The 19,693-nt window shown below is 51.3% G+C and carries 14 protein-coding genes; 7 read left to right on the top strand and 7 right to left on the bottom strand.

What is annotated here, in order from left to right; translation table 11 throughout:
• Positions 1-16 precede the first annotated feature (16 nt).
• The 3 genes from AB1757_01410 (at position 17) to argB (ending at position 3,437) form a co-directional block, all read left to right on the top strand.
• Positions 17-1,348: a PLP-dependent aspartate aminotransferase family protein gene (locus AB1757_01410; protein ID MEW6125693.1), complete on the top strand. Its 1,332-nt coding sequence runs from the start codon at positions 17-19 to the stop codon at positions 1,346-1,348.
• 27 nt (positions 1,349-1,375) lie between these two features.
• Complete coding sequence (locus tag AB1757_01405) at positions 1,376-2,383, top strand: N-acetylornithine carbamoyltransferase (protein ID MEW6125692.1); 1,008 nt, start codon at positions 1,376-1,378, stop codon at positions 2,381-2,383.
• A gap of 166 nt (positions 2,384-2,549) precedes the next feature.
• Complete coding sequence (gene argB / locus AB1757_01400) at positions 2,550-3,437, top strand: acetylglutamate kinase (protein ID MEW6125691.1); 888 nt, start codon at positions 2,550-2,552, stop codon at positions 3,435-3,437.
• A gap of 129 nt (positions 3,438-3,566) precedes the next feature.
• On the opposite strand, the gene AB1757_01395 is transcribed toward argB, so the two are convergent.
• The 5 genes from AB1757_01395 to AB1757_01375 all read right to left on the bottom strand — a co-directional run bounded on the left by AB1757_01395 (position 3,567) and on the right by AB1757_01375 (position 8,970).
• Positions 3,567-4,775, bottom strand: a complete 1,209-nt coding sequence (locus AB1757_01395) for a hypothetical protein (GenBank protein MEW6125690.1) — start codon at positions 4,773-4,775, stop codon at positions 3,567-3,569.
• Positions 4,776-5,159: 384 nt separating this feature from the next.
• Positions 5,160-6,398, bottom strand: a complete 1,239-nt coding sequence (locus tag AB1757_01390; protein ID MEW6125689.1) for a PQQ-binding-like beta-propeller repeat protein — start codon at positions 6,396-6,398, stop codon at positions 5,160-5,162.
• 36 nt (positions 6,399-6,434) lie between these two features.
• A complete protein-coding gene (locus tag AB1757_01385; GenBank protein ID MEW6125688.1) occupies positions 6,435-6,923 on the bottom strand; it encodes a nuclear transport factor 2 family protein in 489 nt (162 codons plus the stop codon).
• A 146-nt stretch (positions 6,924-7,069) separates the two neighbouring features.
• The gene (locus AB1757_01380; GenBank protein ID MEW6125687.1) at positions 7,070-7,852 is read right to left on the bottom strand and encodes a LytTR family DNA-binding domain-containing protein; all 783 of its coding nucleotides are present in this window, start codon (positions 7,850-7,852) and stop codon (positions 7,070-7,072) included.
• Positions 7,849-8,970, bottom strand: coding sequence for a histidine kinase (locus tag AB1757_01375; protein ID MEW6125686.1), 1,122 nt, complete (start codon positions 8,968-8,970; stop codon positions 7,849-7,851). Before AB1757_01375 ends, AB1757_01380 begins: the two co-directional genes overlap by 4 nt.
• A 236-nt stretch (positions 8,971-9,206) precedes the next feature.
• Between AB1757_01375 and AB1757_01370 the strand changes: the two genes are divergently transcribed.
• Entirely contained in the window at positions 9,207-12,374 is a 3,168-nt protein-coding gene (locus AB1757_01370) for a glycosyl hydrolase (protein MEW6125685.1), read from the top strand.
• Between the two features lie 109 nt (positions 12,375-12,483).
• On the opposite strand, the gene argH is transcribed toward AB1757_01370, so the two are convergent.
• On the bottom strand, positions 12,484-13,860 hold the full coding sequence (gene argH, locus AB1757_01365) for an argininosuccinate lyase (protein MEW6125684.1): 1,377 nt from the start codon (positions 13,858-13,860) through the stop codon (positions 12,484-12,486).
• Positions 13,841-14,485, bottom strand: coding sequence for an ACP phosphodiesterase (locus tag AB1757_01360; protein ID MEW6125683.1), 645 nt, complete (start codon positions 14,483-14,485; stop codon positions 13,841-13,843). The genes argH and AB1757_01360 overlap by 20 nt, the downstream gene beginning before the upstream one ends.
• 343 nt (positions 14,486-14,828) lie before the next feature.
• On the opposite strand from AB1757_01360, the gene AB1757_01355 reads away from it, so the two are divergent.
• From AB1757_01355 to AB1757_01345, 3 genes are all read left to right on the top strand, one after another.
• Positions 14,829-16,877, top strand: a complete 2,049-nt coding sequence (locus AB1757_01355; protein ID MEW6125682.1) for a molybdopterin oxidoreductase family protein — start codon at positions 14,829-14,831, stop codon at positions 16,875-16,877.
• Between the two features lie 117 nt (positions 16,878-16,994).
• Complete coding sequence (locus AB1757_01350) at positions 16,995-17,435, top strand: PaaI family thioesterase (GenBank protein MEW6125681.1); 441 nt, start codon at positions 16,995-16,997, stop codon at positions 17,433-17,435.
• 23 nt (positions 17,436-17,458) lie between these two features.
• Positions 17,459-19,615 (top strand): HEAT repeat domain-containing protein, encoded by a 2,157-nt coding sequence (locus AB1757_01345; GenBank protein MEW6125680.1) that lies wholly within the window; start codon positions 17,459-17,461, stop codon positions 19,613-19,615.
• The last annotated feature ends 78 nt before the right edge of the window (positions 19,616-19,693 follow it).

Below are 19,693 nucleotides of genomic sequence, written 5' to 3'. Positions count from 1 at the left end.
CAAAGGAGCGCAAGTGATGAGCGAAGAAAAAAAATCTCGTCGCAAATATCAAAAAGAGACTCGCCTGATTCATGGTGATTTTTATTCGGTTCACTGGGATTACAAAGACCACATCATTCCGCCGATTTCCGCGTCTGCGGCATATCGTTTAGAGAGCGCGGAACGCGGCGCGGAAGGTTTTCAGCATTTCGCCAATCCCGAATTTAACCGCCACACCCATCCGCCGATTTATATCTATGACCGGCTGGACGAACCTTCGCGTTCGATGCTCGAAGACAAACTCGCGGCGATTGAAGAAGGCGAATGCGCCGTCTGTTTTTCAACCGGAATGGCGGCAATCAGCGCGGCGCTCGGTGTGTTGGTCAAAACCGGCGACACCATTCTGGCGCATCAAAATCTTTATGGCTGCACCTATTCGCTGCTGACGAACTGGATGCCGCGTTTCGGCGTCAAAGCGAAACTGGTTGATATGAAACAGGTCGATGCAGTCGAAAAACTTTTAACCGATGATGTGATGGTCATCTATTTTGAAACGCCTACCAATCCAACGCTTGAAATCATTGACATCGGGGCGATTCGCGCGGCAGTTGAGCGCGTAAATCGCCAGCGCGGCAAATCGCGTAAAGTTTTCATCGTCGTGGATAACACTTTTGCGACGCCGTTTTCGCAAAGACCGCTGACGCTTGGCGCGGATGTCGTCTGTCATTCGCTGACGAAAAACATCGGCGGATTTGGCACGGATATGGGTGGCGTGTGGATTGGTCCCGAACTGCTTGAACCGGATGTGTTGCTGTTTCGCAAAGATTTCGGCGCGTCGCTCAGCCCGCGTTCCGCCTGGCAACCGCTGGTGCATGGCTTGCCGACGCTTGCCATACGTTCACGTCAACAGATTGAATCGGCGATGCGGATTGCCCAGTTTCTCGAAGCCCATCCACTCATCGAGCGCGTCTATTATCCGGGACTCGAAAGCCATCCGCAGTATGAGCTTGCGCGTCGGCAGATGGTTGACATCAACGGTAATTTTTCGCCCGGCATCATGATTTATTTCGTCTTGAAAGGCGCAGCCGAAGCGGCGCGCGAAGCCGGACGCCAGATGATGGATTACCTCGCAGACAATGCCGTGACCATTACGCTTGCGGTTTCGCTTGGACAGGTTCGCACCCTGATTGAGCATCCGGCGTCGATGACTCATTCGGTGATTCCTGCAAAAGAACAGCAAAAGGCTGGCATAGACCCCGGCGGCATTCGCATCAGCGCGGGACTCGAACCGGTCGAAGACATCATCGGCGATTTGCAGGAAGCCCTGGAAACCATCAGCAATGTGAAAGCCACAGGGGTTCCGGTTTAAAAGGAGAGTAACAACTTACAAAACAGGATGAACATTAAAGGCAAAGATTTTTTAAACACAGGCGATTTCACCACCGCCGAACTCACCGCGCTGATTGACCTCGCGGCGAAAATGAAAGCCCGCGAATACAACGAGAAACCGCTTGCGGGACGCAGCGTTGCATTGATTTTTTTCAACCCTTCGCTGCGCACCCGCACCTCTATGGAGATTGCGATTTATGAACTCGGCGGCAATGCCACTGCATTGGATATTGGCAAAGGCACCTGGAATCTGGAGTACCGCGAAAACGTGGTGATGGATACAGACAAAGCCGAACACATCATCGAAGCGGCGCGCGTGCTGTCGCGTTATGTCACCGCCATAGGAGTTCGCGCCTTTCCAGAGATGCAGGAGTTTGCAGAAGATATGCAAGACCGTGTGGTGCGCGGTTTTGCTAAATACAGCGATGTGCCGGTGTTCAATTTAGAGTCGTCGCGCTTTCATCCGTTTCAATCGCTTACTGACATTATGACGATTCGTGAAAAACTCGGCTCCCTCAATCATCAGCGAGTCGTGTTGTCCTGGGCATGGCATCCACGGACACTCCCGATGGCGGTGCCCAATTCATTTGCGCTCATCGCCGCGCAATTCGGTCTGGATTTAACCATCGCCTGTCCGCCGGAATACGATTTGGGCGACGAGATTATGCAGCAAGTGCATAACGCCGCCAACGCCAACGGCGGAAACGTCGAGATTTCACGCGATTACCGCGAAGCCTCAGCGGGCGCAAAAATCATTTATGCGAAAAGCTGGGGCAGCAAAGATTTTTACGGCAACGCGGCGGGCGATATTGCCGCGCGTGAACAATACAAACACTGGCGCATAGATGAAGCGGTGATGCGCTCAACCGATGCGGGTTGGTTTATGCATTGTCTGCCGGTGCGCCGCAATGTCATTGTCACCGACGCCGTTTTAGACGGCGCGCAATCGGCGGCAATTGATGAAGCGGAAAATCGCCTGCATGTACAAAAGGCGGTGCTGGCATCAATTCTTTAATTGCGGATTGCGGATTGCGAAATGCGGATTGATTGAAGAAGTTATTTTACAGCGCGAACCGATGCGTTTGCGGTTCTGCAAAATCGCTGCCGTCTCGCAAGCCAGCCATTCGCCAACAGGCAATCGCTGAGTTACCAATCCGCAATCCGCAATTAAGCGAGGGCTGATGATAAACGAACGATTAGATTTGCTGCGCGAAGCGTTACCTTACATTCAACGTTTCAAGAATAAAAAATTCGTCGTCAAACTATCGGGCAAAATCACCGAAAATTTTGACCAACTCGCGGCGCTTGCCGAAGAGATTACGCTTTGCGAACAGGTCGGCATTCACGTCGCGGTGATTCACGGCGGCGGCAAACAACTCACCAACGTCGCCGAACGGTTAGGCATCGCGCAGACGATTATCAACGGGCGGCGCGTCACTGATGACGAGACTTTGGAAATCGCCAAGATGGTGTTCGCAGGACAAATCAACATGGATATTCTCGCGGCGCTCAGAAAGTCTGGAGCCGCAGCCGTCGGGCTTTCAGGGATTGATGGCGACATCATTCATGCGAAACGGCGCGAGATAAAAAAAATTCTCAACGAAGCGACCGGGCAAATCGAAACCGTTGATTTCGGGCACGTCGGCGACATTGTTGACATCAATGTGCGCTTGCTTGAATTGTTGTTGGATAACGATTACATCCCGGTGATTTCCTCGCTTGGCGCAGATGAACAAGGCAATGTTTACAATATCAATGCCGATACCATCGCTGCGGAAATCGCCGCAAAATTACAGGCGGAAAAATTGATTCTGATGACCGATGTTGACGGCATTCTGCGTGATAAAGGCGACCCGGCTTCGCGCATTTCACGCCTCACGGTTGATGAAGCCGAAGCCTTAGTGAAAAACAAAGTGGTGTCGGCAGGCATGCTTCCCAAAATTGCCGCAATCGCCAGCCTCATTCGTCGCGGCGTGCGCAGCGCCCACATTATCAACGGGTCGAAGCGCAATGCCTTGCTTTATGAAGTCTTCACCGATGAAGGCGCGGGCACGATGATTACAGAATAGGTGAAGCGAAGAGTAACGGACTAGTTATTTGCCTTCAGGAGAGGCTTTGGCTCTTCGCTTCACATCTGGTTAAAATAATCGCGCTTTCAGTTGAAGTATTCCGAGAGAGCTAATGCGATTTTTAATCTTTTATTCGAGCCGAATGCCCTGTAGATCATCCAAACGGCAAATCAACCCCCAGCCGCCGAAATAATCCGCAACCCCCAGAATGAGTTCATTGCGACCTTTTTTCAGGTTCAAATAGACCGCATCGTTTTCCACATCCATAATTCCTAAAAAACCCGGGTCGCGAAAACGAAAAGCGCTTTTGCCGGTAAACAGCGGTTGACCATTTAAAAACACCGTCGCTTCATCGCTGTACCCGAAAGACATTCTTTTGGTTTGCCCGCGGTCGGAATAAATCACTGCCCGCGCATACACCGCTCTACGACCTTCACGCTTTCCACTGCGTTCTTCGGGTTTAACGAAAAATCGCACGATTTCCGGCGCTCGACGATAGCGATTAATCACCAACATTCCGGGCGCTTCGACACTGGCTTTGTCCCATTTCAATTTGTTTAACTCAGCGGCGGCAGGCAGCGTTTCCGGGTTGATTTTCTCGACCTCAAAAGCCTCTGACAGTTCCCACCGTTTGATTATCGCTGCCGGTATCGGTTGCGGTTGGCGTTCAGGTCTGGCGCTCACCGGCTCAACCGTATAAGTGAAATTGGCGAAGTGCCCGCCGTTTGCGCCGCCCCAGAGTCCCACGGAACCCCGACTGTAGCCGCGTTTTAAATCTTCGATAACCAGCACAGGTTGCGGCGCATTATTTAAGTAAACCTTGCCGCCCAGCCCTGCGATTTCGATGCGCACGTGAACCCATCGTTGATTGGGAATATCGGTCGCGGTAGTGTAGCCTTTGCCGCTATAGAGTTGCCAAGGGGTTGAACCGTTGAGCGAAGGGGCGTATTGCACGGCATCATCAAGCCCGCTTTTGTGCGGACGAAAATAGACAATTTCATGCTCATCGACGCTTTCAAATCTGAACACGATACCCATAAACGAGCGGAGCGTCGGCGGCGCAATATCGACTTCAATCACGCCATTTTCAAATTCCACATCTTTCAAATAGGCGTAGCCAGCGGTGAGGTAAAGGCTGCGGCGACCGAGATGCTCTTCGACGCGCCCCTTGGGGTCTTTGATATGCCAGCGTTCGGAATCAAACCCCACAGTCGTGGTTGAGTTGAGTGCATTGCGGCATTCAATGGGTGTCGGATTAGCAACACCAATCAAGCCGAATTGCACCATCAAAAAAAATAGAACCAAGGTTTTAATAAGCCATCGTTTTTGTGAATTCATCGGTAAACCCCTTACACCAGGTATCAAAATTCTGATACTTGAAAAATTTTCTGCTTCTTTACGGTCACTCGATAGAAATTAAATAAAGGCAAAAGCGTTGTCTTGAACATTCTTGCGGTTTTGGCGGCGGGCAAAGGAGGAGAAAATATTTTTTCGTCGCCACAGACTAACCGGAAAAGCCCACTCAAGAATTCGTGAAATCACCGGCAATATTCAGGGGCTTTCACAGGTTTTTGAGACCGGATGAGTTTTGGCTTTCCTAAGTGGCGTTGAAGCGGGGGTCATTACGCGACACATGAAATCACGGCGCGATAGCGGTTGATTGAATTGCGGGGTTGCCATAAACATCCTCTGGTTGATTCAACTGTTGATGTTCTGGCTGGATTATTGAAAACGCCACAAGGTTAAATTCTTTTCGTCTTTGATGAGAAGTTGTTTCCCAAAAATTAACGGATGCGACCAGGTCGGGCTATCGGCAACCGTATAGCGCGCAAGTTGCTCGAATCCTTTGCTGCCTTTTGCCGCTACAATCAACTCGGCATCATCGGTAAGCAGAAACAAAAAATTCCTGGCTGCAACCACCGTGGCATTATTGGCATTGCGCCCTTCGGTCATCCAGAGGGCTTCGCCGGTCTGCGCGTTGACGCAGAAGAATTGCCCTTTTTTCAAGGTCGAAAGTCCATACAGATAATCGCCATCCAGCACCGGCGAACTCATATACATCGCAACTTTGGGATTATGCCAGAGTTCGGAAGCCGCCCAATTCTCGCCGGTTTTTGCGATTTTAATTGCCCGTGTGCCTTGTCTGACGCCCGAAATAATCAGGCTCTTTTGATACCACACAGGAGTGATGATATTTTCATTCCACTCGTCGGCGTGAGCAAATTTCCATAATAATTTCCCACTGTCCGCAGCTATGCCGATGACCGATTTATCCGTGAGGGTGACGAACTGGCGGGTGCCTTCGAGGTCAACAATAATCGGTGAAGCGTAGCCCGGACCATCGCCTTCCCATTTCCATTTCTCTTTTCCGCTCTCGGCATCAAAAGCCACGACCCAGCCTTTGCGGTCATCGCCGACGTGAACGATGACTTTGTCTTTATCCACAACCGGCGACATGGCGGTTCCGCAAAAGAGTTTCGAGGTATCGACAAACGGCGAATAATCTTTGCGCCATTTAAGCTTTCCGCTCCTGGCATCAAAGCACGACAAAATCGCTGTGACGCCGAGGGTGTAGAGTTTTCCCGCATAAATGAGCGGGGTTGAATTCGGTCCTTTGCCCATGCGCGCGGCATATTGATTTTTGGCAAACTGCGCCGCGTAGCTTTGACTCCAGACGATTTTGCCGCTGGTCAAATCAATGCAGGAAACTACCTCTTGTTCATCACGTCGGGTGTGAAGATAGATTTTCGATTGCGCCACCACAGGCGATGAATAGCCGCTGCCGACCGGGGTTTTCCAGATTTGTTTGAGCGGGGTCGCCCAGTTTGCAGGCGCGGAAAAATCGCTCACCACCCCATTGCGCAATGCGCCGCGCCATTGATTCCATTCCTGCGCATTGATGGGCATCGCAATGACCAACAAATGAATCAGCAAAAATATACCGGTTCTTTTATTTTTCATTCCCTTGCTCTCGCCTTGCGTGTGCAAAAATGTGATTTATTGTTGTTGCGGTTTCAATTCCCATAATACATTGACAATCACCCAACGCCCATTAAATTTCGCGATGTGCAGATAATCAATCCAATCCGACATCACCGCTTTAACGCTTGCCGTGTTACCAAAGACATCGAGGATGTAGACCTCTTTTATCTGTTTTTCTTTCGGCGTATTTTTACCGCCACCACCGCGCACACCGAGCACCAATGCCATCGCGCCCATGTGGTCTAAACGGCTTCTGCCGCTTTTCGGGTCGGTACGCACGATGCGTTTTGCCAATTCGGGGTGCAAAGCCCTTTCCATGCGTTCGGGGTTGCCTTCGTACCAGCCTTCAACATAATCGAGCGCGGTTTGTTTGATTGCCGCAAGGTCGGCTTCGCCGGCATTCAATTTTTGCGCTTCCGGTTTGGCATTGTTCTGCGCCATTGCCGACAGGGTCAGTAAAAATAAACCCGCGATTAGCGAATACACTTGTCTGGTTTTCATCATATGCTCCTCGACAAAATTCAATATTCCAAGACGCTGGGGTTATGTTTGCAGCATACGCCAGGGGCTTTTGCGGTTGTATTCAAATTGGGCGAATGGGCAATATGGGTTGGCGAGTGGCTTGGTTTATTGGGCAAATCGTCACCGCTTTAAAAAGCATTTGCCACGAGGCGTTGCAATTTATCGCGATAGCTGCGGCTCGACGTCAGGGTTTTACCGCTTGCAAGGGTAATCACATATTCGCCGTGAAACAGCGGTTGCAGTTCTTTAACGCGCCGAAGGTTGACAATCGTCGAGCGATGAATGCGCAAAAAAACTTCCGGGTTCAATTTGCTTTCCAGACGATTCATCGTCCCTTGCACCAGGTGTGAAGCGTTGCCGACGTGAAGCCGCACATAATTATCTGCGGCTTCTATCCAATCAATCGCTTCGGTGTTGATGAAAAAAATTTTGCCCCCTGATTTCACAACAATGCGTTCCAGATAACTTTGTGAAGCCGGTGGTTGTCGCCCGGCATCCTCAATGAGCGACTTGAGTTTTTGACTCACGCCATCAAAGTTTGCCTGTTCAATCCGGCGTCTGGCGTGTTCGAGCGCCTGTTGAAATCGCTCGCTGTTAAACGGTTTTAAAATATAATCGAGGGCGTGAATCTCGAACGCCCGCAAAGCGAATTCATCATACGCGGTAACAAAAATCACCGTCGGCATTTGCTTGACGCCCACTGCTTCAACGACACCGAAACCGTCAAGTTCGGGCATCTGTAAATCGAGAAAGACTAAATCCGGTTGCTGTTTTTGAATCGCCATCACCGCGTCGTATCCGTTGGCGCATTCGGCGATGATTGCAATACCCGGCTTGCCTTCAAGCTCGCGGCGAATGCCTTTGCGGGCGATGGGTTCATCGTCGACGATTAACGCGCGAATCTTTTTCATCTTGAACTCTCTTTGCCGTTCACGGTCATCGCTTGGGTATGAAACGGAATGGTGATGTTGACCCGTACACCGCCTTCATCGAGATTGGCGATTTCAAAGCGATGGCGGTCGCCGTAAAGTTGTTCAAGCCGCGCTTTGGTATTCGCCAGCCCCAAACCTTTATCCATACTCAATTCATTATCAAAGCCTTTGCCGTTGTCGCGCACCTCAAGGCACAGATCGCCGTTGATTTGCGCGGAGCGAATCTCGACAATGCCGGGAAGCGCGCGCGGCGCAATACCGTGACGAATGGCGTTTTCAACGATGGGTTGCAAAATCAAATCCGGCACCCGGGCATCAAGGGTTTTCGGGTCTATCTCGAGATGCACGCGCAAGCGGTCTTGAAAACGCATCTGTTCAATCTCCAAATAACTCTGCAAAAAATCGAGTTCCTGTTTGAGCGCCACTTCATGGGCTTTGTTTTTATCAAGCGTCACGCGCAGCAAATCGCTCAGGCGAACCAGAATTTCTCTGGCGGCTTTGGTATCTTCTTCCATTAAAATCGCAACCGTGTTGAGCGTGTTAAAGAGAAAGTGCGGGTGCAATTGTTTTCTGAGGGCGTCGAGTTGCGCTTGCGAAAGTTGATTGGCGAGTTGCGCGGCTGCAAGTTCACGCCTTTTATATTCGCGATAGTAATTCAGCCCGTAATAGATGCCGACAATAGCCGAATAAATCAGCAGGCTCGCGTGAAATTCGATAATCAACAGGTTGCGAAACGAGCGCATCAAGCTCGGCGCGTTATCGCTCGTAAAAAACAGATAACGCAAGATTGAATAGAGCAACAGAACCAACGTGGAAAAGAAAGTAGCCGCCAGCAGGTGAATCAATAAACTGCGTCGCCAGGTCTGCCGGTTAAATTGCAGGCGACGGGCAAGCCATAAAATGGGCGGCGTGACGAGCGCCCACGAATACGCGCAGGTCATCCAGATGCCGAGCGCCCGCTGCCAGCTCGCGTTTCTGCCGAAATGGGCTTCGCTGATATAGGCTTGACTGGCAAAAAACAATCCATAGAGTGTCCAGGCAAAAAAGATGACAGCCAGTTCCAGCCAAGGCGATTTGTTACGGCTCGACACTTTCATCAATCACTGACTCAATCATAGACGGCAAGAAAAAATCAATCATTATTTATTCGCGATGGTGAAGCCTCTGGTGTAGAGGGGATTTGTTCGACGCTAAAATCGGAGAGAACACTCCGCAGCATTAGACGCGCAACTTCGCTTTGGTTTATGCTTGCTTGGCTTTTAATAAAACCGGTGGAAACACCCCAGCCATATTCAATATCAACCATGACTTTTCAGAAATTTTCAGGAGGCAGATGATGGTCAATCGCAAAGTTCACCCATCGTGGTGCGCGTTCATCCTTTTCACATTATTACTCACTCTCGCTGTACAAACGGTTGCTCAACAACCGGCTGCAACAACCGAAAAACCGACGGAAACCAAAGCCTTCGAGCGACTCGAATGGCGCAGCATCGGACCCAGCAATATGGGCGGGCGGGTGTCGGATGTCGAAGGCGTGCCCGGCAATCCCAACCTGGTTTATGTCGGCGCGGCATCGGGCGGCGTCTGGAAAACCACCAACGGCGGCATGACCTGGACAGCGATTTTCGACAAGCAAGGTTCGCAATCCATCGGCGACATTGCCCTTGAACCCAACAACCCCGACGTTATCTGGGTCGGCACAGGCGAATCCAATGTGCGCAACAGCGTAGGCTTTGGCGATGGCATCTATAAATCCGTAGATGGCGGCAAATCCTGGAAATACCTGGGACTCAAAGACACCAACGCCATTTCCCGCGTGCTCGTCCATCCCACCAATCCCGACATCGTTTATGTCGCAGCCCTCGGTCACACCTTCGGCGGCAATGAAGAACGCGGCGTGTTTATGACCACGGATGGCGGCGCGACCTGGAAAAAGACGCTCTACATTGACGCAAATCACGGCGCTTCGGATATCGAAATCGACCCGGCAAATCCCAACATTTTGTATGCAGGAATGTGGTATTTCGAGCGCAAGCCGTGGACGTTTAAGAGCGGCAGCGAAAAAGGCGGCTTATATCGTTCGCTCGATGGCGGCAGAACCTGGAATAAAATCACCAACGGGTTGCCGAAACTCATCGGGCGCATCGGCGTGCGGGTTGCGCCAAGCAGTCCCAACATCGTTTATGCGATTGTCGAATCGAAAGATGGCGCGCTTTATCGTTCGGACGACAAAGGCGAAAACTTTCGGCAGGTTTATAAAAATTCCAATATCGTGCAGCGCGGATTTTATTACACGCGGGTGCGCGTTGACCCGACCAATGAAAACAAGGTCTATGCTGTTTCATCACCGCTCTATCGTTCGATAGATGGCGGCAAAACTTTTCAAATGATTTCACCGCGCACTCACATTGATTATCACGCGCTGTGGATTGACCCGAAAAATCCGAACTACATGTGGCAAGGTCAGGATGGCGGCGTGGCGGTCACTACGGATGGCAACACCTGGGCATATATCAACAACTTTCCGATTGGTCAGTTTTATCAGGTTTACGCAGACAATCGCCAACCGTTTTACTGGCTGTCGGGCGGCTTGCAGGACAACGGCACGTGGACTGGTCCTTCGCGCACACGCGAACCCGCAGGCATCCTCAACGACGATTGGCGAATGGTCAGTTTCGGCGATGGCTTTTATGCGCTCAATCACCCGGATGACCCGGAACTCTATTTGACCGAATCGCAGGCGGGCAATGTCGTGCGCACCGATATGCGTAATCGCGAACAGCAATCCATCGACCCGTATGCGGGAAATGGCGGCGGCGCGGCGGAAAATAATAAATACCGCTTCAACTGGAACTCGCCTTTGGTAGCTTCGCCGCATAATAAAAACACCGTCTATATCGCCAGCAATGTGGTTTTCAAATCCACCGATTATGGCAAAAGTTGGACGAAAATCAGCGATGATTTAACCACCAACAACAAAGAGCGACAAAAAGTTGCGGGTGGCCCGATTGCCGAAGAAAATTCCTCGGCGGAATATTTTTGCACCATCATCTCGCTTGCCGAATCACCGAAACAGGCGGGAATGATCTGGGTTGGAACCGACGACGGCAATTTGCAACTGACGACCGATGGCGGCAAAAGCTGGACGAACCTGGCGAAAAATGTGCCGGGCATTCCGGTCGATTCATCCATCTCACACGTTGAACCGTCGCGGGTTAATAGCAACACGGCTTATGTTGCGTATGACCGTCACAAATTCGATGATTATCGTCCTTATGTTTTCAAAACCACGGATGGCGGCAAATCCTTCACAAACATCAGCGCCGGACTTCCGACGAATGCCTATGTTCACGCGCTCTGCGAAGACCCGAAAAATCCCGGTTTAATTTATGCGGGAACCGAAATCGGGCTGTTTGCTTCGTACACCGGCGGCGGCAATTGGATAAATTTGGGACTCAAAAATTTTCCTAACGTCGCCGTGCATGACATCGTGGTACATCCACGCGATAACGATTTGATTGTGGCAACACACGGGCGCAGTTTCTGGGTGTTTGATGATGCGACACCACTTCAACAAATGAATGCCAACGTCCTGGCAAGCGATGCGACGTTATTTGATGTGCGTCCCGGCATTCGCTTCACCAGACGATTTACGCGCTATGGTATTGGTGATGCGGTATTCACCGGCGCAAATCCGCCATCGGGCGCGTTGATTTATTATTATTTGAAAGACAAACCCGATGACAAAAATCCTTTGAAAGTTGAAATCTTTGACGCCAATGGAAAGTTGGTTCGCGAAATTAAAAACGCCTCGAAAAATCCGGGTGTCAACCGCGCCGTCTGGGATTTGAGTTACGAAGGTCCGAAACTGCGCCGTCCGATTCCTGAAGAGCAGTTGCAATTTTTAGGCAGCCTCAGCGGGCCGCAAGTAATGCCGGGAACCTACACCGTGAAATTGACGCTTGGCAGCAAAACCCAGGAAAAGAAAATCGCAGTGCGCATAGACCCGACCGTCAAAGTCACCGTCGAAGATTTACAAACGCAATTCGATTTGGCAATGAAAGTTCAGAACATGGTGTCGCCGCTCAATGAAGGCTTGCGCGCCCTCGATAGTTATAAAGCGCAACTCGAACAGATTGAAAAAACCGTCAAAGACCGTTTGCCGGATGCGCCTGCGGATTTAACCAAGGCGCTCACCGATTACAAAAAGCAGGTTGAGGATTTGGCAAACAGCATCGCCCAGGCAGAAGGTGGCGGCATTGGCGGCACACCGAAACTTGCGGACAATCTTTTCGGCATGATGTTTACCGTCAGTGGCGGCAATTTCGCGCCAACCGCGGCGCAACGCGAATACATCGCCGAGTTGTCATCCGAATTTCCCAAAAAGATGGAAGAGATTAATAAATTCATCAATGAAACAGTGCCAAAGATGAACGAGACCTTGAAGAAGTACAATGCGCCGACGCTTATTTCCGGCAAACCGATTGTGGTTTCACAGTAAAAGCCAACCGACGGAACCAACGCAAGGAATAAAATCACGCGAAGCGGCGAAAGCCTTTCTGCTTCGATTTATTCCGATAATTGCGTTGGTTCCGTCGGCTCGATAATCCTTATAACGACAAACTATTTTTAGCCCGCGCTAACGCTTCATCGACTCTTACGGGCGAAGTGCCGCCGCGCGCCGGTTTGTTGGCAAGCGAGGATTCGAGTTTTAGCGCCGCAAATAAGTCGTCTTCAAAGAGCGGCGAAAAGGTTTTGTATTCCTCAAGCGAAAGCTCATCGAGGTCAATGCCCTTGCCTATCGCAAAGGCAACCACGCGCCCCACGAGTTCATGGGCGCGACGAAATTCCAAGCCCTGGCGCACCAGATAATCGGCTAAATCCGTGGCATTCAAAAATCCGACAGACGCCGCAGCCCTTGTGCGTTCGCCATTGATGCGCGTATTGCCAAGCACGGTGGTCATCACCTTGAGCGCGCCACGCAACGTGTCAATCGTATCAAAGAGCGCCTCTTTGTCTTCCTGCATATCTTTGTTGTAAGCGAGCGGCAACCCTTTCATGGTCGCAAGCAGCGCCGTGTGATGTCCGAATACGCGACCGGCTTTGCCGCGAATCAGTTCCAGTGAATCGGGGTTTTTCTTTTGTGGCATGAGCGACGAACCGGTCGACACCGCATCCGATAGCTCGATGAATGAAAATTCCGACGTTGAATAGATAATGAAATCTTCGGCAAGGCGACTGAGATGCACCATAATCAATGCCGCCGCGCCGATAAATTCGATGACGAAATCGCGGTCGCTTACAGCGTCGAGACTGTTTTCGCAGACCTTGTCAAAACCGAGGCGTTTGGCAACGGCTTCGCGGTCGATTTGAAACCCGGTTCCGGCAAGCGCCCCCGCGCCAAGCGGCAGGACATTGACACGCGCGCGAATTTCTTTCAGGCGTTCTCTGTCACGGCTGAACATTTCAAAATAAGCCAGCAGGTAATGCGCGAACAGAATCGGCTGGGCGCGTTGCAGGTGTGTATAACCCGGCATGATCACTTCACGATTATTTTCTGCTAGTTCTATGAGCGCGTGTTGTGTATCGCGAAGGAGGTCAATCGTCCGGTCAATTTCGCCGCGCAGGAATAGTCGCAAATCGGTTGCCACCTGATCGTTGCGGCTGCGCCCGGTGTGCAGTTTGTAACCGGCTTCGCCGATGAGCGCGACCAGTTCGGCTTCGACGAAGCTATGAACATCTTCAGCGTCGCGTGAGTTCAAAAATCCGTCATCTTCACGAACCCGTTGTAAAATTTTTTCCAAGCCTTCGTTGATTTGCTGCGCTTCCGTTTCGGTTAAAATACCGGCATTTAAAATGGCTTCGGCTTGCGCGAAACTGCCTTCGATGTCGGCTTCAATCAAGCGCCGGTCAAAAGCGAACGATGCGTTAAATTGGGCAAATTCCTTATTGGCTTCGCCTGTAAATCTACCGCCCCAAAGTTTCATCAGTCAGTTTTTCTCCGTTATGAATTGTTGCGTCAGTGATATTAAGGGTTTTCCGCTGATTTTCAACAAAGTGAATGACGGCAGGGAAAAAATCATGGAAACCCGATTCAAAGAATTCGTAGTTGGCGTGCAATTCTTCGATGCCGCTCATTAAATCATTGCGTCGTTTGAAACGTTTCGCCAAACGGCGCAAGGTGCGGTCAATGGTGTCGAGTTCCTGGTAAGAGGTGAGCCAGTCTTCTTCGATGATATAAGGCAACATTCGCTGCAAGCGTTCCGGCAGTATCGCATAGTGATGGCGTAAAACCTGATAAACCTTTTGTGAAAATTGGTCGAGCGCAACCTTTGAATAGGTCGCCCAATGTTTTGCCAGATAATGGTCATAAAAAATATCGAGCATAATGCCTGCGAAACGACGGCGCGCAGGACTGAACATTCTTAAACTCTCACGAAAGACCGGGTGCGAATCGGTAAAGCTATCAACCCGGCGATGCAACAAAATGCCTTTGCGAATTTCATCGGGAAATTGGTCAGGGATGGAGCCTTTGACGAAATCGCCCAAAAGATTACCCACCAGCGAGTGCGCCGTATCTTCTGCCAGATAAAGATGCCCCAGGTAATTCATCGGTCACTGAAAAGTATTACAGTAGCGTTTACGAAAGCATTCGGCAAATTGTCGATAAAATTCACTCGATAAAAAAGCTACAAACAATAAAAGCAGCTCATGGCAATTAAAGAATCTGCCGACGAACGTAAAAAGTTTATCCGTCTAATCCGAGGATAAACCTTGTACGTTCAAGCGGGACTGCTTCAATTTTTACCTGAAAGCTTAAAAAGTTGTTGCTATCTAAACGATTAACTTTTTATAGAAAGCCCGATTTTGAATTCGCATTCTTATACCAAGTAACTTTGCAGTTCAACTCTTCGGCAAAATTCGCTATGCTCAATCCTTATCTGAAAGGAGAGCTATGGCACACACAATTCACGCAGCCTGCCCGCACGATTGCCCGGACACTTGCGCGATGCTCATCACCATCGAAGATGGTCGCGCCACGAAAATCGAAGGCGACCCGACGCATCCCCCGACTGATGGTTTTCTTTGCGCCAAAGTCAACCGCTATCTTGAGCGCGTCTACAGTCCTGACCGCTTGCTTTACCCGATGCGTCGCGTCGGCAAAAAAGGCGAAGGCAAATTCGAGCGCATCAGTTGGGATGAAGCGTTAGACACCATCGCTGCGCGTTTCAAAGATATTGCCGCCGATAATCCCGAATCCATCTTGCCTTACAGTTATGGCGGCACGATGGGACTGGCGAACGGTTCAAGCATGGACAGGCGTTTCTTTCATCGACTGGGCGCAAGTTTGCTTGCGCGAACCATCTGTGCGACCGCCGGAGCCGATGCCATGAAATACACGCTTGGCGCGAATATGGGAACCGATTCGATGCTGTTTTCTCGCGCCAAATTGATTGTTCTGTGGGGCACGAATACGCTTGCCTCAAACATTCACCTGTGGCCGCAAATCAAAGCGGCTGTAGATAACGGCGCGCGTCTAATCGGCATCGACCCTTATCGCAATGACACGCTTGACCGCGCCCATCAATTGATTCAACTCTGTCCGGGAACCGATGCGGCATTCGCTTTCGGGGTGATGAACGTAATTTTAAGCGAAGGTTTGCAAGACCAGAATTATCTTGACAGTTTCACACTCGGCTTTGAAAAATTGCGCCCGCGTATCAATGAATATACCCCGGCGCGAGTTGCCAAAATCTGCGGCGTGACCGTTGAAGAAATCGTCAACTTTGCGCGTGAATATGCGACGACTCGCCCAACTGCGATTCGCATCAATTACGGCTTGCAGCGCCACGCGGGCGGCGGCAACGCGGTGCGGGCGATTGCCTGTCTTCCGGCGCTCACGGGCGCTTGGCGCGAAGCCGGCGGCGGCGTGTTGCTTTCAACCAGTGGCATGTTCAAGTTGAACACCGAGGCGCTTGAACGTCCCGATTTAATCAAAGGCAATCCGCGCACCATCAATATGTCATGTCTTGGCGATGCGCTAACCGAAGCCGACCCGCCGGTGCGCGCGATTTACGTTTACAATTCCAACCCCGCAGCAGTTGCGCCCGACCAGGCAAAAGTTATCGAAGGGTTCAAACGCGAAGATTTATTCACCGTCGTGCATGAACAGTTTCAAACCGACACCGCTGATTATGCCGATATACTTTTGCCTGCGACCACACAACTCGAACATCGCGACGCCGTGAAACCTTACGGGCATTACTATTTCATGTACAACGAACCGGCAATTGCCCCGCTTGGCGAATGTAAACCCAACATCGAAGTTTTCAAATTGCTCGCCGACCGCCTGGGCTTTGATGACCCGTGTTTCAAAGACAGCGAAGATGACATTATCGACCAGGCGCTTTCAACGAATTATGCGCCATTTGCAGGCATCACCATCGAACGCTTGAAACAGGAAGGCTGGATGCGCTTGAACATCCCGGAAAATTTCGCGCCGTTTGCCGAAGGCAATTTCCGCACGCCATCGGGCAAGTGCGAAATCTATTCCGAACAACTGGCGAGTCTCGGCATCGACCCGTTGCCCAATTTTGTGCCGCCGCGTGAATCGCCCGAATCATCGCCGGAGCTTGCGGCGCGATATCCGATTCAACTGCTGAGTCCCCCGGCGCGGACATTTTTAAACACTTCGTTTTCGCATCTGCCATCGTTTATCAAACAGGAGAAAAAACCGTTCGTGGATTTAAGCGCAGAAGACGCCGCCCGGCGTGGCATCGCGGATGGCGAAATGGTGCGAGTGTTTAACGATAGAGGCGAATTTCAGGTCACGGCGCGCATCTCTGACCGTGTAAAACCGGGCGTTGCGGTGACGCTTTCCATCTGGTGGAATAAACTCAGTCCCGACCAGCGCAACGTCAATCAAACGGTTTCGCAGAAACTCACAGACATCGGCGCAGGCGCGACCTTTTACGATAATCTCGTCGAGATTGAAAAGCTATAAACGACGGCATAAACGGACGCCGAAAAATCGCTATGCTGATCGTCTAAAGTTTTGCAGAGAGTTTATCTTGACTACTTTTTGTTTCGGATTTCGTTCGGTTCCATCATCTGAATTTGTATGACCGCATTTGAACCGCAAGACGCGAATTTTGCAACGAAGGTGCGCGCCAGTTTCGCGCGCCAAGGATTGATGACCACTCTCGGCGCGCGCCTTATCAGTGTGCGACCCGGCGAAGTCGAAATCGAACTCGACCGCCGCGAAGACCTCACCCAACAACACGGCTTCGTGCATGGCGCAGCGGTTGCCGCGATTGTCGATACCGCCTGCGGTTATGCGGCAATCAGCCTGTTTGCGGAAAATTTTGAAGTGGTCACAGTTGAATTCAAAATCAATTTTGTCGCGCCGGCGCTTGGCGAAAAGATCATCGCCCGTGGGCGCGTAAAAAAAGCCGGAAAGACCTTAACGGTGTGTGAAGGCGATGCCTTTGCCATTCGCGACGGCGCGGAAAAACTCATCGCCACCATGCAGGCAACCATGATGGCAGTCGAATCAAATTAACGTTAAGATTAATTCATTACGTTATGAAAAATCGTTTAGCCTTTTCGGGTATCGCAATTTTAATTTTAATCGGACAACTGTTCGCGCAAGGGTTGCCGCCGACGTTGCCGCCGCAACAGAAACCGTCGCTGAAACGCGACCGCACCTTGCAACTCGTCCTGCCGAAAATCATTCAAGCCGAAGATGAACGTCAGGCGAATAGCAAAGAGTTGGTTGATCTGGTGTCACCCTTGAATGCCAATAACGGCGCGGCGCGACGCCGGGCGATTCTCGCTCTGGGGCGCATCGGCTACCCATCCTATATCAACTCGCTTACCGAAGTTTTAAAAATCGACCGCAACCCGGAACTGCGCGCTCTTGCCGCTTTTTCGCTCGGCGAAATCGAAAGCCATTATGCGGTTTCTTCACTGTTTGACCGCCTCAATCCCGAAGTCGAAGACTCCGCATTGGTGCGCGCCCGCGCCGCCGAAGCCCTCGGCAAAATCGCCTCGAATAAACTCTCCGCCGAAGCCCTCGGCAAATACGGTCTGGTCGGCATTGCCGAAACCCTGGTCAAATTATTGCCTGACCCTGCGCAACCGGTTTCGCCCGACAGCAAAATGATTGCCTCGCTTACGCTCACGGCGCTGTTGCGCATTCGCCAAGCGTCAACCATTCCGGCAATCATCAATCAACTGCGTTCAACCGATGCAGACCTCAGATGGCAAGCCGCAAATGCGCTTGCCCGCATTCGCGAAAACATCGCCCCAGCCGTCCCCAATTTAATTCCCTTGCTTGAAGACCGGGACGCGCTGGTTCGCGCCCAGGCAGCGCGCGCCCTCGGCGTTGCCAAAGATGCAAAAGCGGTTGAACCGTTAATCAAATTGCTGACCGATAAAGATGAACGGGTCGTAGCTTCCGCAATCAATGCGCTCGGCGCGATTGGCGACGCCAAAGCCGTCGAACCGTTAATCAATTCGGGCAATAAATGGCTCGCGGGTTTTCGCGCCTTTGACCGCGCCAAAGGCGGCGTCCCCAGTGAACAGAATTTATTGCTGCTGGTCGCCACGGCGCTTGGCAACTTGAAAGATGCGAAAGCCCTGCCGTTTTTGAATGCCTTTCGTCTGGCTGTCGATAATCACATCGGTTCAAGTCCTGAAGTTGAAATCGCGCTGGCGAAATTTGGTGAAGCGGCGTTTTTCGATTTTCCCGAATCGGCAAAAATTCAAATCGCCAACTGGAAAGCCGTAGCCAATTTCGCGCAAGGGCTTGGCGAACTCAGAACCGAAAAAGCCAAAGCAACGTTGATTGACCTGTTCGCGGCAAAACCCGACGCGCGCGCCATCTCCGATATTTTAAATGCGCTGGCGGCGACGAAACTCGATGGCTTGCAAAAAATTTTACTTGATCAATTGAAAACCCCGGACGTCGTGGCGCGCGCTACCGTTGCAAACCTTTTAGGCGATGCGGGCGAGGCATCGGATACGGTGATTACGGCGCTCAACGAAGCTTACAAAACCGCCAAAGCCGATAAAGCCAACGATGCGCGAATCGCTATCGTTGAAGCCCTCACCAAATTAAAAAAACCGATGAACATTCAGGCGCTCGCCGAAGAGACCAAAGACGATGATTATGTCGTGCGGCGTCGCGCCGCCGAACTTCTAATCGAATCGAAACAGGATGTGAGCGGATTGAAACTGAGCATCGGCACGGTGAAGACCGGACACGACCGCGCCTATTGGAAACGCCTGGCGCAACTGACGTCATCGGGAAAAAATCCGATTGCCATATTGCATACCACAAAAGGCGATGTGCGGATTGAGTTGAAACCGGCGGATGCGCCGATAACCGTCGATAATTTCCTGCAACTGGCAAAAAGCGGTTTCTTTAATGGACTCGCGTGGATTCGCGTGGTGCCCAATTTCGTGATTCAGGGCGGCGACCCGCGCGGCGATCAAAACGGCGGACCCGATTATCAAATTCGCGACGAGATTAATTTATTGGAATACAAAACCGGCGCGGTCGGCATGGCGCTATCGGGCAAAGACACCGGCGGCAGTCAATTTTTCATCACCCATTCGCCGCAACCGCACCTCGACGGCGGTTACACCATATTCGGTCAGGTCACAGCGGGAATGGAGGTCGTCGGTCGCATCGCGCGCGGCGATAAAATCGAGCGCGTCGAAATTATCGAACGCTAACCAGCGCGGTCAAAGATGGCTACTCAACGGGTATGGCGTCAGGCGCGGTCACTGTCGGCTTCCAACCGAAAACTGACA

The sequence above is a fragment of the Acidobacteriota bacterium genome (assembly GCA_040754075.1).
In the GTDB taxonomy this organism is placed as follows: domain Bacteria; phylum Acidobacteriota; class Blastocatellia; order UBA7656; family UBA7656; genus JBFMDH01.
The sequence above is the reverse complement of the archived record's forward strand: the minus strand, read 5'-3'. Positions and strand labels throughout refer to the sequence as shown.

Bases quoted from the DNA above. Each gene is read 5' to 3' on its own strand.
- AB1757_01410 (MEW6125693.1), top strand. From the start codon at position 17: ATGAGCGAAGAAAAAAAATCTCGTCGCAAATATCAAAAAGAGACTCGC.
- AB1757_01405 (MEW6125692.1), top strand. From the start codon at position 1,376: ATGAACATTAAAGGCAAAGATTTTTTAAACACAGGCGATTTCACCACC.
- argB (MEW6125691.1), top strand. From the start codon at position 2,550: ATGATAAACGAACGATTAGATTTGCTGCGCGAAGCGTTACCTTACATT.
- AB1757_01395 (MEW6125690.1), bottom strand. From the start codon at position 4,775: ATGAATTCACAAAAACGATGGCTTATTAAAACCTTGGTTCTATTTTTT.
- AB1757_01390 (MEW6125689.1), bottom strand. From the start codon at position 6,398: ATGAAAAATAAAAGAACCGGTATATTTTTGCTGATTCATTTGTTGGTC.
- AB1757_01385 (MEW6125688.1), bottom strand. From the start codon at position 6,923: ATGATGAAAACCAGACAAGTGTATTCGCTAATCGCGGGTTTATTTTTA.
- AB1757_01380 (MEW6125687.1), bottom strand. From the start codon at position 7,852: ATGAAAAAGATTCGCGCGTTAATCGTCGACGATGAACCCATCGCCCGC.
- AB1757_01375 (MEW6125686.1), bottom strand. From the start codon at position 8,970: ATGAAAGTGTCGAGCCGTAACAAATCGCCTTGGCTGGAACTGGCTGTC.
- AB1757_01370 (MEW6125685.1), top strand. From the start codon at position 9,207: ATGATGGTCAATCGCAAAGTTCACCCATCGTGGTGCGCGTTCATCCTT.
- argH (MEW6125684.1), bottom strand. From the start codon at position 13,860: ATGAAACTTTGGGGCGGTAGATTTACAGGCGAAGCCAATAAGGAATTT.
- AB1757_01360 (MEW6125683.1), bottom strand. From the start codon at position 14,485: ATGAATTACCTGGGGCATCTTTATCTGGCAGAAGATACGGCGCACTCG.
- AB1757_01355 (MEW6125682.1), top strand. From the start codon at position 14,829: ATGGCACACACAATTCACGCAGCCTGCCCGCACGATTGCCCGGACACT.
- AB1757_01350 (MEW6125681.1), top strand. From the start codon at position 16,995: ATGACCGCATTTGAACCGCAAGACGCGAATTTTGCAACGAAGGTGCGC.
- AB1757_01345 (MEW6125680.1), top strand. From the start codon at position 17,459: ATGAAAAATCGTTTAGCCTTTTCGGGTATCGCAATTTTAATTTTAATC.